The sequence below is a fragment of the Flavobacterium sp. genome, from assembly GCF_021151785.1.
GTDB lineage: Bacteria > Bacteroidota > Bacteroidia > Flavobacteriales > Flavobacteriaceae > Flavobacterium.
Genome location: NZ_JAGKWP010000070.1, coordinates 1 through 13,686 on the forward strand (window position 1 = coordinate 1; position 13,686 = coordinate 13,686).

At 32.6% G+C, this 13,686-nt stretch carries 10 protein-coding genes and 1 pseudogene; 2 read left to right on the forward strand and 9 right to left on the reverse strand.

Translation table 11 applies throughout. From position 1 onward, the window contains the following. Positions 1–2: 2 nt before the first annotated feature. Complete coding sequence (locus tag QZ824_RS08110) at positions 3–2,201, forward strand: TonB-dependent receptor (protein ID WP_366844378.1); 2,199 nt, start codon at positions 3–5, stop codon at positions 2,199–2,201. 23 nt (positions 2,202–2,224) lie between these two features. On the opposite strand, the gene QZ824_RS08115 is transcribed toward QZ824_RS08110, so the two are convergent. The 4 genes from QZ824_RS08115 to QZ824_RS08130 form a co-directional block, all read right to left on the reverse strand. Next, positions 2,225–3,379, reverse strand: coding sequence for a beta-ketoacyl synthase N-terminal-like domain-containing protein (locus QZ824_RS08115; RefSeq protein ID WP_291275516.1), 1,155 nt, complete (start codon positions 3,377–3,379; stop codon positions 2,225–2,227). Then, positions 3,373–4,650 (reverse strand): adenosylmethionine--8-amino-7-oxononanoate transaminase, encoded by a 1,278-nt coding sequence (bioA, locus tag QZ824_RS08120; RefSeq protein ID WP_291275517.1) that lies wholly within the window; start codon positions 4,648–4,650, stop codon positions 3,373–3,375. The genes QZ824_RS08115 and bioA overlap by 7 nt, the downstream gene beginning before the upstream one ends. A gap of 68 nt (positions 4,651–4,718) precedes the next feature. Next, positions 4,719–5,336, reverse strand: a complete 618-nt coding sequence (bioD, locus tag QZ824_RS08125; protein WP_291275518.1) for a dethiobiotin synthase — start codon at positions 5,334–5,336, stop codon at positions 4,719–4,721. Positions 5,337–5,414: 78 nt separating this feature from the next. Next, entirely contained in the window at positions 5,415–5,816 is a 402-nt protein-coding gene (locus QZ824_RS08130; RefSeq protein ID WP_291275519.1) for a DUF2007 domain-containing protein, read from the reverse strand. 345 nt (positions 5,817–6,161) lie between these two features. On the opposite strand from QZ824_RS08130, the gene katG reads away from it, so the two are divergent. Further along, the gene (katG, locus tag QZ824_RS08135) at positions 6,162–8,339 is read left to right on the forward strand and encodes a catalase/peroxidase HPI (protein ID WP_291275524.1); all 2,178 of its coding nucleotides are present in this window, start codon (positions 6,162–6,164) and stop codon (positions 8,337–8,339) included. 46 nt (positions 8,340–8,385) lie between these two features. On the opposite strand, the gene QZ824_RS08140 is transcribed toward katG, so the two are convergent. From QZ824_RS08140 to QZ824_RS08160, 5 genes and pseudogenes are all read right to left on the reverse strand, one after another. Then, entirely contained in the window at positions 8,386–9,537 is a 1,152-nt protein-coding gene (locus tag QZ824_RS08140) for a pyridoxal phosphate-dependent aminotransferase family protein (RefSeq protein WP_291275520.1), read from the reverse strand. A gap of 65 nt (positions 9,538–9,602) precedes the next feature. Then, the gene (locus QZ824_RS08145) at positions 9,603–9,884 is read right to left on the reverse strand and encodes a F0F1 ATP synthase subunit epsilon (RefSeq protein WP_014389536.1); all 282 of its coding nucleotides are present in this window, start codon (positions 9,882–9,884) and stop codon (positions 9,603–9,605) included. A 63-nt stretch (positions 9,885–9,947) separates the two neighbouring features. After that, positions 9,948–11,462: a F0F1 ATP synthase subunit beta gene (atpD, locus tag QZ824_RS08150; protein WP_291275521.1), complete on the reverse strand. Its 1,515-nt coding sequence runs from the start codon at positions 11,460–11,462 to the stop codon at positions 9,948–9,950. 153 nt (positions 11,463–11,615) lie between these two features. After that, entirely contained in the window at positions 11,616–13,463 is a 1,848-nt protein-coding gene (glmS, locus tag QZ824_RS08155; RefSeq protein WP_291275522.1) for a glutamine--fructose-6-phosphate transaminase (isomerizing), read from the reverse strand. Between the two features lie 12 nt (positions 13,464–13,475). Beyond that, a pseudogene (locus QZ824_RS08160) lies at positions 13,476–13,686 on the reverse strand (DUF4270 domain-containing protein); the annotation flags it as partial.

A 13,686-nucleotide genomic window follows, 5' to 3' on the forward strand; every position in this document is an offset into this window, starting at 1 on the left:
ATATTTTTCTCATCTTCCTGATGAGCTATACACTTGTGGGCTCTGCTCAAAATTCTATTTCTGGAACCATAAAAAATCAAAACAATGACGTAATTTCAAATGTTGAAATTTCCGTTTCTGACGCTAATATTCACACAAAATCTAATGAAAAAGGCCAGTTTGAAATCAAAAACTTACCTATTGGAAAATGGACTTTAATTTTCAAAAAAGACCAATTCGAAATTAGATCCGAAAACATTATAATCACAAAAGATGAAAACAAAATCATTGAAATTATATTAAATTCTCAAAATCATCATATTGATGAAGTAATTGTATCTACCGTTTTTAACAAAACACAAAAAGAGAATGTTATGAAAGTAGATCACTTAATCCTGAAAAACATGCAAAATCAAGGAGTGGTTAATCTTTCAGAAGCATTAGCAACTAATCCTGGTGTTACACAATTATCTACAGGAAATTCTATTGGAAAACCTGTTATTCGAGGCTTAAGTGGAAATAGAGTATTGACTTATGCACAGGGCATTCGACTTGAAAATCAACAATTTGGTGAAGAGCATGGATTAGGATTAAATGGAAACGGAATTGAAAGTGTAGAAATTATTAAAGGTCCGGCTTCACTTTTATATGGATCTGATGCAATGGGAGGTGTTTTGTATTTTAATCCTGAAAAATATGCCGCAAACGGAAAAACAACCATTGAATTAAATCAAGTTTTTCACAGTAACACTCAAGGATCTAATACTTCTTTTGGGGTTAAATCTTCTGCAGATAAGTTCAAATTTCTTTTACAAAATAATTACACCACTCATACCGATTATAAAACTCCTAATGGAGAAACGGTGGTTAATACAAGGTTCATTGAAAAAGATATTAAGTTAGGAACAGCGTATGAAACATCTCGTTACACCGCCGATTTAAGATACAATTACAATGTTTTAAATTTAGGCTTACCTGAAGAAGGCATAGAAAGCAAATACTTTAGAACACCTTTATATCCTAGCCAAAAAATAGACAATCATATACTAAGTTTAAACCAAAAGGTTTTTTTTAATAAATCAAGATTGGAATCCTCCATTGGTTATGTTTTTAATAACAGAAAAGAATTGGAAAGTGCTGAAGAGATTGCACTATATATGAAATTAAAAACATTTAATTATAATCTACGTTATTATTTACCAACTCTTGGGAAATTTGAGTCAATTTTAGGTGTGCAAGGGTTAAATCAAAAAAATGGTAATTTTGGAGCAGAACGTTTAATTCCAAATGCAACTTTAAATGATGTTGGCATATTTGCTACTACACAAGTCAACTTAAATAAACATACTTTCCAATTTGGAATACGTTATGACCATAGAAAAGTAGAAACAGAAACTTTTGGGACAGAAGGAGAAGAAGGTTTTTTCCCAACTGTAAATAGAAAATTTAAAAGCTTTAATAGTGCTATTGGTTTTAAGTCAAAATGGTCGGAGCAATGGTTAACACGCTTAAATATTGCCACTGGATTTAGAGCACCAAATTTATCTGAACTAACCTCTAATGGAGTGCATGAAGGAAGTAACCGTTATGAAATTGGAAACATAAACTTGAAAAACGAACAAAACGTTCAAATAGATTTAAATATTGATTATACCAAAGATCATTTTGATTTCTTTATAAATGGATTTTATAATCATATCAATAATTACATTTTTATTCAACCAACTGGAGATGAAATTGATGGAAATGTGGTATTTAATTATGTACAAAATAATGCAGTTCTTTTTGGAGGTGAAGCAGGCATCCATTTACACCCCCATCCTTTTGATTGGTTGCACATTACAAGTAGTTACGAAATGGTTGTGGGTCAACAAAGAGGAGAAGCTAATTTACCTTTAATTCCTGCTAACGTTTGGAAAAATAATTTTAAAGCCAATTTCAATTTAAATACAACTTTTAAGAATGCTTATTTTTATATTCAAGCGAATTATACCCTAGCTCAAAACAAGGTGAGTGTTTTTGAAACAAAGACGAATGATTATCTTTTAATTGGATCAGGAATTGGAACAGATGTAGTTTTGAAAAAGTTAAACTTTAAGCTATTTATTTCTGGAACTAATCTTTTAAACAAAGAATATATTCCCCATTTATCTCGTTTGAAAACTGATGGAATCTATAATATGGGTAGAAATATTGTTTTTGGATTAAATTTTAATCTATAAATTTAAACCTGTAAGTAAAACACTTACAGGTTTTTTTCAATCAATATGCTTACAGCATTTCCTCCAAAACCAACAGCGTTAACTAATATTCGTTTTAAAGGTTTGTCTAATTTTTGAGTATAAAATGGAGAAGAAATGAACACTTGTTTTTGAAGCATTAACAAAGCCAATTCAATACTCAACAATCCTGAAGTAGCAAAGGTATGTCCTACTTTCCACTTGTTTGAAGTTACTAATGGAATAGATTCACCAAAAAGACACTGTATGGCATGAAACTCTGTAAGATCACCTTGTATAGTACCTGGTGCATGCATAATAATAGCATCTATGGAGGATGGTTCAAATTCTGCAATGGCCATTTTCATCGATTTTTGAAAACATAGCGCATCTGTTGAAATAGATGTTCCGCTACTCAAAACTTCGGTTGCATATCCAATACCAACAATTTTACCTAAAGCCTTTTCAGCTTGTTTTGATAAAATTAGAGCCACAGCAGCTTCTCCCAAAACCATTGAATTATATTTCTTTGAAAAATCCAAAGCCTTATTAGGGTATTCATCATTGGATTTCGAATATACTTTTAAAGCAGCTAATTGAGCTAAGGTAAAAGGTGTTAATGGAGCTTCACTAGCACCAACTAAAAAAGTAGAAGAAAATCCTGCTTGCAACCATGCAATACCATTTAGAACCGCATGTAAACCCGTAGAACAAGTAATAGAATGAGAAATTTCAGGACCTTGTAATTGCAAATCATGAGAAACCCAACTTGAAATATTGCCTAGAGTTGTTGCCGGTGAAGTAAAAGTGGAAACTTGTTGTGTATTTTGAAACTCTTCAAAATATTTTTCGAATAATTCTGTTGCTCCACGTGAAGAACCAAAATTAATTCCCATCAATTGATCATTTATAGTAGACTCCTGAATGGCTTTTCTGCTAACAAACAAAGCCAACAAAACAGAACGATCTATATGCTTGTATTTAGAATCAGAATCTAGTATTTTATACAATTCTACTTCCTTGTCTTGATCTATTTTAGAAACAAAACAAACTAACTCACTAATATTCATTTTTGTAAACAAATGATTATTAGTTAAATAACTATTCCAAATTTCTTCTTTATCTGTTCCTAAAGCTGAAATTGAAGCACAAGAATGAATATATATGGGTTGTTTTAACATATTATTTCATTTAAAGCATCTTCAATGACTTGATATACTTTGTTCAAACTTTCATCTGATATACAATAAGGTGGTAAAACATAAACAATATTGCCTACAGGACGCAAGATAATTCCTTTAGAAATAAAAAAATTATACAATTTATTTCTAAAATCGCTGTAATATGTTTGTTGCTCTTCAACTTCTATTTCCAATGCAAAAATTACTCCTTTTACTCGTGTTGTTTTTACCCTAGGGTGACGCTGTATATAGTGTTGAAAATCTAAATGTAAACGATGAATTCTAGAAATATTATTTTTAGTTTCTTCTGTTTCATGTAGTGTAATACTCGCTAATGCTGCTGCACAACCCGTTGGATTGGCTGTAAAAGTATGACCATGAAATAAAGCATGATTAATATTTGAACTCACAAAACCATCATAAATATCTTGAGTAAACGAAGTTATAGCCATAGGAATTGTACCTCCTGTTAATGCTTTTGATAAACACATCATATCTGGTTTAATACTCAACTGATGAGAAGCAAATAAAGTTCCCGTTTTACCGAAACCAGTCATTACTTCATCTGCTATTGTAAAAACGCTATTTTGCTTACATATGGTCATTAATTCATCTAAAATAGTAGCTTCATACATAACCATTCCTGCAGCTCCAAGAACAAGCGGTTCAAAAACAAAAGCAGCCACATTATGATTCAAAATTGCATTCGCTAATGCCTGTTTACTTTCTTCCTCTTTTCCTTGGATTGGAACAGGTATTCGAACAACATTTAATAAAGAATCTTTAAATGCTTCTGTAAATAAACCAATTCCACTGACAGCCATGGCGCCAAAAGTATCTCCGTGAAACGCGTCTTCAAAAGCAATAATTGTATCTTTTTTAATTCCTTTATTAAAATGATATTGTAAAGATGCTTTGATAGCAACTTCAATTGCTGTTGAACCATTATCTGAATAGAAAAATTTCTTCTGATTCGAAGGTAAAATTTGAACTAGTTTTTCTGCTAATTCTACTGCCTTATTATGCGTAAAACCACCAAACAAAACATGCTCTAACGTAGTTAATTGTTCATAAATAGCATTCGCAATAATTTTGTTTGAATGCCCAAATGGATTAACCCACCATGAAGCAATTGCATCTACATATTGTTTATTATTTTCATCCCATAAAAACTCATTCTTTCCTCTTACTATTGCAGGAAAATGAGAAAAAAGTTGATGTTGATTATAAGGATGCCAATTATATAAGGCGTCTTTTTCAGAAAGTGTCATTTCAAGAATAGATTGGGAATTAAGCACAAAGGTATAAAAGACCAAGCGTAAATCGAAATTATAGACAATTATAGGTTAGAAAGTGCATCTTTAAACTTCTCCGCATAATATTTAACCACATTTTCATCAAAATAAGGTTCATTTTCAATTCTACCTAACATAGGAAGTGAGGATTTTGATAAAATAATATGCTCTGTTGCTTGATTTTCATCTCCAGAAAAAATAATACCAGCTATAGAAATATTCCTTGACTTTAAAGCTTCAATCGTTAATAAAGTATGGTTGATACTTCCTAAATAATGTCGTGAAACAACGATAACTTTATAATCAGGCTGAATTAAATCAATTATGGTATCCGTTTCGTTTAAAGGAACAAAAACGCCACCTGCACCTTCAATTACTAAATGATTTTTTGTTTTTGGCTCTTTAATTGCATTTAAATCAATCGTAACACCTTCAATTGCTGCTGAATAATGCGGACTTGCGGGCGTTTGTAAAGCATAAGCATTCGGATGAAATATTGATTTTGTATTAGATACGCGAGCTTTGACTTTATCTGTATCCGAATTATCTAAATCACCCGATTGAATGGGTTTCCAATAATCCGCTTCTAAAGCTTCAACAACAATAGCTGATGCCACTGTTTTACCTACATCGGTTCCTATTCCTGTAATAAATAATTTCATAGCTTTATTTTAAAACTACAAAGTTCGTGAACAATTATGAATTTTTAATACGTGAACTTAGATATCTTATATTAAAACTTAAAATTCAAATTTACAGTGCTCACATCGATACTTGTGCTTCGTGTAAAAAGGGAAAATATTTAGCAATAAACCAAAAACAAAACTAAATAAAGATTTAAAATCGGATACTGTCGTTAAATATTCTATTGTTGCAGCACCACATTTTGGACATTTTAACAAATCGCCGTGTTCATCTACCGAATATTCAGGAATAGAATTCAATATTTGCTTAGCTTGCATAACATCTTCTTTTAGAACCAATAGCTTAACACCACCAATAGCATTACTTAAAAGTGGATCTGTATTAATTGTATTTTCATCTTGAAGAAAAACTTCAATACCCTCCGATTCGAGCTTTCCTTTAAACAACATCGCCTCGGCAACATATTGATAAACCGCTATTTTATGAAATTTAGACATGGGATTTATTTAAAACATAAAATTGATATAAAATTAGGTATAAAAGAGAAATTAAATTCAATATATTCAATAATCAAAAACTATCACGTACTTAGGTTAATTATTGATTTTATCTATATAAAAATAAAAACAAACATGCTCAGCTAATAAAAATCGATTCATAAAACCGTGAACTTTGTAAATAATAAAAACGCTATTATTATGAAAAAAGCAATTCTACTTACAAGTTTAATTTTAACGACAGTAACTATGGCACAAGAAACAGTAACTTGTCCGGTAACAGGAAAAACGTATACCGTTGGCAAAGACGGAAAAATGGGTGGCCCTCATGACAATTACCAGAACATGAGTACCAATACAAATAACACTTTCAATCCCTCTGGAATAGGTAGCCAAACAGATAAAAATAAAGAATGGTGGCCTAATCAATTGGATTTAAGTTTACTTAGAAAGAATTCAAATTTATCCAATCCAGATCCGAATTTTGATTATTCAAAAGCTTTTCAATCTTTAGATTACAATGCTTTGAAAAAAGATTTGACCGATTTAATGACACAATCACAAGATTGGTGGCCAGCAGATTTTGGTAGCTATTCAGGATTATTTATTCGAATGGCATGGCACAGTGCTGGAACCTACAGAACGGGTGATGGTCGAGGTGGATCAAGAGCTGGACAACAACGATTTGCACCATTAAATAGTTGGCCAGACAATGGAAATTTAGACAAAGCTCGAAGATTATTATGGCCAATTAAACAAAAATACGGCAATAAAATTTCATGGGCGGATTTGATGATTTTAACTGGAAATGTAGCTTTGGAAAAAGCCGGATTTAAAACTTTTGGATTTGCGGGTGGTCGTGAAGATGTTTGGGAACCTGAATCTCATGTTTATTGGGGATCCGAAACAAAATGGTTAGACGATAAAAGATACACTGCCGATCGTAAATTAGAAAATCCACTTGCTGCGGTTCAAATGGGATTAATTTATGTAAATCCAGAAGGTCCGAATGGCAATCCAGATCCACTATTAGCTGCAAAAGACATTAGAGAAACATTTGGTCGAATGGGTATGAATGATGAAGAAACAGTAGCTTTGATCGCAGGCGGACATACTTTAGGTAAAGCCCATGGTGCTGGCGATGCCAAACTAGTTGGTCCAGATCCAGAAGCAGCAGGCATCGAAGAACAAGGTTTAGGTTGGAAAAGCAGTTACAAATCGGGGAAAGGTCAAGATGCTATTACCTCTGGTTTAGAAGTAACTTGGACATCAACTCCGGATCAATGGAATCAAGATTTTTTTAGAATATTATTTAAATACGATTGGGAATTAACTAAAAGTCCCGCTGGTGCACATCAATGGACTGCTAAAACAAACGACTTAGTAATTCCGGATGCTTTTGATCAAAACAAAAGACATAAACCGACTATGTTAACTACCGATTTATCATTACGATTTGATCCGGTATATGAAAAAATTTCTAGAAAATTTATGGAAAACCCAGCGGCGTTCAATGATGCATTTGCTAGAGCTTGGTTTAAATTAACACACAGAGATATGGGTCCAAAATCTACCTATTTAGGACCTGAAGCACCAAAAGAAGATTTAATTTGGCAAGACCCTATTCCAGCTGTTAATCACAAATTAGTCGGAAAAAAAGAAATTGAAAAATTAAAATCGAGTATATTAAATTCTGGTTTAACAGTAAGCGAAATGATTTCAACTGCTTGGGCTTCCGCTTCAACATACAGAGGAACTGACAGAAGAGGAGGTGCTAATGGTGCAAGAATACGTTTAGAACCACAAAGAAATTGGGAGGTGAATAATCCAAAACAATTAAATAAAGTCTTAACTGTATTAGAAAAAATTCAAAAAGAGTTCAATGACAAATCAAACGATATTAAAATTTCATTGGCTGATTTAATTGTATTGGCTGGAAATGTAGGTGTAGAACAAGCCGCTAAAAATGCTGGTCAAAAAGTAGAAGTACCTTTTAGCCCAGGAAGAATGGATGCTACACAAGCACAAACTGATGTTGCTTCATTTGCGGTATTAGAACCACAAGCCGATGGCTTTAGAAATTATTTAAAAACTAAATACACCATTCCTACTGAAGCATTATTAGTAGACAAAGCACAATTATTAACTTTAACTGCACCAGAAATGACCGTTTTAATAGGTGGAATGCGTGCTTTAAATGCTAATTATGACAACTCTAAAAACGGTATTTTTTCAGATAAGAAAGACCAATTAACCAATGATTTCTTTGTAAAATTATTAGATATGGGCACTGTTTGGAAAGCGAAAGATGAGTCGAACGAAGTGTTTGAAGGAAGAGACAGTAAAACCAATCAAATTAAATGGACTGCTACTCGTGCTGACTTAATTTTTGGTTCAAACTCAGAATTAAGAGCATTGGCAGAAGTATATGCTAGCGCTGATGCCAAAAATAAATTTATTTCAGATTTTATAGCGGCTTGGACGAAAGTAATGAACTTAGACCGATTCGATCTAAAAAAATAATCCCTTTATTCCCCAAATAAAAAACCGTTTCTTAGGAAACGGTTTTTTAATTTAATAGGGCTTCGGTTAAAACCGTTAACAATTGGCTAATTTGTTCTTGTGTATTATAAGAATGAATACAAATCCGCAAGCGTTCTTGACCTTCTGGCACCGTAGGCGACAAAATTGGTTTCACTTCAAAACCTTTATTTTGGATATGTAACGCAACATCTTTAACTTTTTCATTTCCAGGAATAATGGCAGAATGTATGGCCGATTTACTGTAAATAAAAAGAGGTTTTAACCCAAATAATTGTTTTTGCTGATTAAAATAAGTTACATTTTCTTTCAACAATTGTATTTGATGCGAATGCTTTAATTCTTTATAAGCCATTAAAATGGTTGCAACAGCATGAGGAGATAAGCCTGTGGTATAAATAAAACTTCTAGCAAAATTAATCAAATAAGACTTCAGTTCTGAACTTCCCAAAATTACCGCACCATGACAGCCTAATCCTTTTCCAAAAGTCATGATTCGAGCAAAAACTTTATCCTGCCCATTTTGAAATTGAAGTAATCCTTCACCCTTTTCACCAAAAACACCTAAAGCATGAGCTTCATCAACAACTAAATAAGCTTCATATTGTTGACATAAATTCAAAATCACCTCAAAATTTGGACTATCACCATCCATTGAAAAAACAGATTCTGTAACAACATAAATGGAAAAAGCAGCTGTTTGGAAAGCACTATATTTTTTAAGTTTCTCTTCTAAATCTTCATAATCATTATGCTGAAATTTGTATGATTTAGCTGTTCCCATTTGAATTCCATCACGAATAGAAGCATGACATAATTCATCATACAAAACAATATCATTACGTTGAGGAACTGCACTAAAGAAACCAATATTGGCGTCATAACCCGAATTAAAAAGTAAAGCCGCTTCCGATTCATGAAATTGAGCAATAAAATCTTCAGTGATTGTATATAATGAATGATTTCCTGAAATTAATCGAGAACCTGTTGCACCATTAATTTTTAAATTATTTTCAATTAAAAAAGTATGCGTTTGATTAAAAATAGATGCTGATTTTGCAAAACCTAAATAATCATTGGAAGAAAAATCAATACCATTTGTATCAATTGGTAATTTTCGTAAAGCATGTGTTTCTTCACGTAATTTTAATTTTTCGGAAAGTGATTTTGGAAAATTCATATCGTAAAAATAAAAAAATCCCGAAGAAAAAATCAACGGGATTTAGTAATATTTATAAATAAAGATTAGTCAGCTAAGACAATTACCTTATTATTATTCATTTCGATTGTACCAGAATTAATTGGCAACCAATATGTTTGCTCGTTTACTTTTGTAAATTTAGAAAGGTTTTCTTTCTCAATTTTAAAAGACGAAGCATTAATTTTCACATTACCTTTTGTTAATAATGAAACAATAGGCGCGTGATTATTCAACATTTGGAATTCACCGTTAATTCCTGGAACAGCTACAGAAATAACTTCTCCTTTGAATAATGTTGCTTCTGGTGATACAATTTCTAAAATCATTTTATTTAGTAATTAGTGATTAGTAAAAAGTGAAAAGTTTAAAACTGAACACTGAAAACTAAATTATTTTGCTTCAGCTAACATTTTCTCTCCAGCTTCGATAGCATCTTGGATACTTCCTTTTAAGTTGAATGCTGCTTCTGGTAAGTGATCTAATTCACCATCCATAATCATATTAAACCCTTTGATTGTATCTTTAATATCTACTAATACACCTGGAATACCTGTAAACTGTTCTGCTACGTGGAACGGTTGAGATAGGAAACGTTGTACTTTACGAGCACGTGCTACTACTAATTTATCTTCTTCAGATAACTCTTCCATACCTAAGATAGCAATGATATCTTGTAATTGTTTGTAACGTTGTAAAATTTCTTTCACTCTTTGTGCACAGTTATAGTGCTCGTCACCTAAAATTTCAGGAGTTAAGATACGAGAAGTAGAATCTAATGGATCTACCGCTGGATAAATACCTAACTCAGCAATTTTACGAGACAATACAGTTGTTGCATCTAAGTGGGCAAACGTAGTTGCAGGAGCCGGGTCAGTTAAGTCATCCGCAGGTACATATACTGCTTGTACTGAAGTAATTGAACCTTTTTTAGTTGAAGTAATACGCTCTTGCATCGCACCCATCTCTGTTGCTAAAGTAGGTTGGTAACCTACAGCAGATGGCATACGCCCTAATAACGCAGACACCTCAGAACCTGCTTGTGTAAAACGGAAGATGTTATCTACGAAGAAAAGTACATCTTTTCCTTGTCCATCTCCTGCTCCATCACGGAAATATTCAGCAATTGTTAAACCTGATAAAGCAACACGAGCACGAGCACCAGGTGGCTCATTCATCTGTCCGAAAACGAACGTAGCTTTTGAGTCTTTCATACCAGCTTTATCTACTTTAGATAAATCCCAACCTCCATTTTCCATAGAGTGCATGAAATCATCACCATATTTAATAATTCCAGATTCTAACATCTCTCTTAAAAGGTCATTTCCTTCACGAGTTCTTTCACCTACACCAGCAAATACTGATAAACCACCGTGACCTTTAGCAATATTATTAATCAACTCCTGAATCAATACTGTTTTACCTACACCAGCACCACCAAATAAACCAATTTTACCACCTTTTGCATAAGGCTCAATTAAGTCGATTACTTTAATACCTGTAAATAAAACTTCAGTAGAAGTTGATAAGTCTTCAAATTTAGGAGCTGGTCTGTGAATTGGTAAACCATTTGAACCTTCTTTAGGTAAATCACCTAAACCGTCAATTGCATCACCAATTACGTTAAATAAACGACCAAACACATCTTGTCCAATTGGCATTTGAATTGCAGCTCCTGTAGCAACCGCTTCAGTTCCTCTTGACAAACCGTCAGTAGAGTCCATAGAGATTGTACGAACTGTATCTTCACCAATGTGAGATTGTACTTCTAATACTAATTTAGTACCGTCTTTTTTAGTAATTTCTAATGAATCATAAATTTTTGGCAACTCAGCATTTGCAGTGTTAAATACCACATCTACTACTGGTCCAATAATCTGTGCAACTTTTCCTGTAACTTTAGACATTGCTTATGTATTTATTTAATAGCTATTTAGATATGAAAAAATGATATATTTTTTCGGGTGCAAAGATAGTTTTTTTAGAAACATATTTGCAATTAATTTTTATTTTTTTCAAAATAAAAAAGCGAAACTAAAAAATTTCGCTTTTTTAAATATTTATTCAACTGTAACCGATTTCGCTAAATTCCTAGGTTGATCCACATTACACCCTCTCAATACCGCAATGTGATAAGAAAGCAATTGCAAAGGAATGGTTGTTAACAATGGTGTTAATGCCTCAGAAGTCTCAGGAATTTCAATCACATGATCTGCTAATTCTTTTACTTGTGTATCTCCTTTTGTAACTACAGCAATGATTTTACCGCTTCTAGATTTTATCTCTTGTATATTACTTACCACTTTATCATAATGTCCTTTATTAGGCGCAATCACAATTACAGGCATTTGCTCGTCAATCAATGCAATTGGTCCATGTTTCATTTCAGCTGCTGGATAACCTTCTGCATGAATATAAGATATCTCTTTTAACTTTAAAGCACCTTCTAAAGCTACTGGAAAATTATACCCTCTACCTAAATACAAACAATTTGGAGCATCTTTATAAATAGACGCAATTTGCTTTGATACCTCATTTGTTAACAACGCTTCTTTTACTTTTTCAGGAATCATTTCTAATTCTAACAAATATCTTTGATAATCAGTCTGATTCATTGAACCTTTGGCTTTTGCTAATCGCAATGCTAACAAAGTCAATATAGTAATTTGAGTAGTAAAGGCCTTAGTTGAAGCTACACCAATTTCTGGACCTGCATGTGTATATGCTCCAGCATGAGTTTCTCTTGAAATTGAAGAACCCACTACATTACACACTCCAAAAACAAAAGCTCCATTTTCTTTCGCTAACTTAATTGCAGCTAAAGTATCAGCTGTTTCTCCTGATTGTGAAATAGCAATTACTATATCATCTTTATTGATAATTGGGTTTCTGTATCTAAACTCTGAAGCATATTCAACCTCAACAGGAATTCTTGCAAATTCTTCAATAATGTATTCAGCTACTAATCCAGCATGCCATGAAGTCCCGCATGCTACTATTAAAATGCGTTTTGCATTTAAGAATTTTTCCAAGTTGTCCTCAATTCCAGACATTTGAATAATCCCTTTATTAGCAAGTAATCGCCCTCTATATGTATCCTTAATTACATTTGGTTGCTCATAAATTTCTTTTAACATGAAATGCTCGTAACCACCTTTTTCAATTTGCTCCAAATTCATTTGCAACTCTTGAATGTAAGGATCTACAATTGAATCATCTTTAATTTTTCTAACTTTCAATGATTTATTCAAACGAATAATAGCCATTTCTTCGTCTTCTAAATAAATAGCATTAGAAGTATATTCTATAAATGGGGATGCGTCTGATGCAATAAAATACTCTCCTTCGCCTATACCAATAGCTAATGGAGAACCTAATCTTGCAGCTACCAACTCATCAGGCTTGTTTTTATCAAAAACTACAATTGCATAAGCACCCACCACTTGATTAAGTGCAACTTGAACTGCTTTACCTAATTTCAAATTTTCTTTTTTCTGAACATCTTCAATAAGATTTACTAGAACTTCTGTATCAGTATCTGATTTAAAGGTATAGCCTCTATTTATCAACTCCTTTTTTAAAGGCTCATAATTTTCAATAATTCCATTATGAACAATAACTAAATTTCCAGAATTAGACAAATGAGGGTGTGAATTAACATCATTAGGAACACCATGTGTAGCCCAACGAGTATGCCCCATTCCTATATTTCCATTAGTAGAGATTTCTTCTGCTACACGAGCTTCTAAATCAGAAACCTTACCTTTTGTTTTAGACAATTTTAAATCTGACCCATCGTACAAAACTACACCTGCACTATCATATCCTCTGTACTCTAGCCTCTTTAATCCTTTGATTATTATTGAATAAGCCTCTCTATGACCTATATAGCCTACAATTCCACACATATTACTTATAAATTAATTAGGTTCTGTATAATGAATTTTTAATTTTAATCTCTTACCAACATCCAAACTATTAGGACCATGAATCACAGTGCCAACAGGTGACATAATTGATCCCACAGGAAAGTATTTAATTTCTTGCCCTAAAATAGTTATAGGATTCTTGTAATAAAAATTTGAAGTTGTTGAAATAGTTTCTGATACACACAAACCTAATCTTAAATTT

Excerpts from the sequence above, each read along its gene's own strand:
- QZ824_RS08115 (WP_291275516.1), bottom strand. The coding sequence starts at position 3,379 with ATGTTAAAACAACCCATATATATTCATTCTTGTGCTTCAATTTCAGCT.
- bioA (WP_291275517.1), bottom strand. The coding sequence starts at position 4,650 with ATGACACTTTCTGAAAAAGACGCCTTATATAATTGGCATCCTTATAAT.
- bioD (WP_291275518.1), bottom strand. The coding sequence starts at position 5,336 with ATGAAATTATTTATTACAGGAATAGGAACCGATGTAGGTAAAACAGTG.
- QZ824_RS08130 (WP_291275519.1), bottom strand. The coding sequence starts at position 5,816 with ATGTCTAAATTTCATAAAATAGCGGTTTATCAATATGTTGCCGAGGCG.
- katG (WP_291275524.1), top strand. The coding sequence starts at position 6,162 with ATGAGTACCAATACAAATAACACTTTCAATCCCTCTGGAATAGGTAGC.
- QZ824_RS08140 (WP_291275520.1), bottom strand. The coding sequence starts at position 9,537 with ATGAATTTTCCAAAATCACTTTCCGAAAAATTAAAATTACGTGAAGAA.
- QZ824_RS08145 (WP_014389536.1), bottom strand. The coding sequence starts at position 9,884 with ATGATTTTAGAAATTGTATCACCAGAAGCAACATTATTCAAAGGAGAA.
- atpD (WP_291275521.1), bottom strand. The coding sequence starts at position 11,462 with ATGTCTAAAGTTACAGGAAAAGTTGCACAGATTATTGGACCAGTAGTA.
- glmS (WP_291275522.1), bottom strand. The coding sequence starts at position 13,463 with ATGTGTGGAATTGTAGGCTATATAGGTCATAGAGAGGCTTATTCAATA.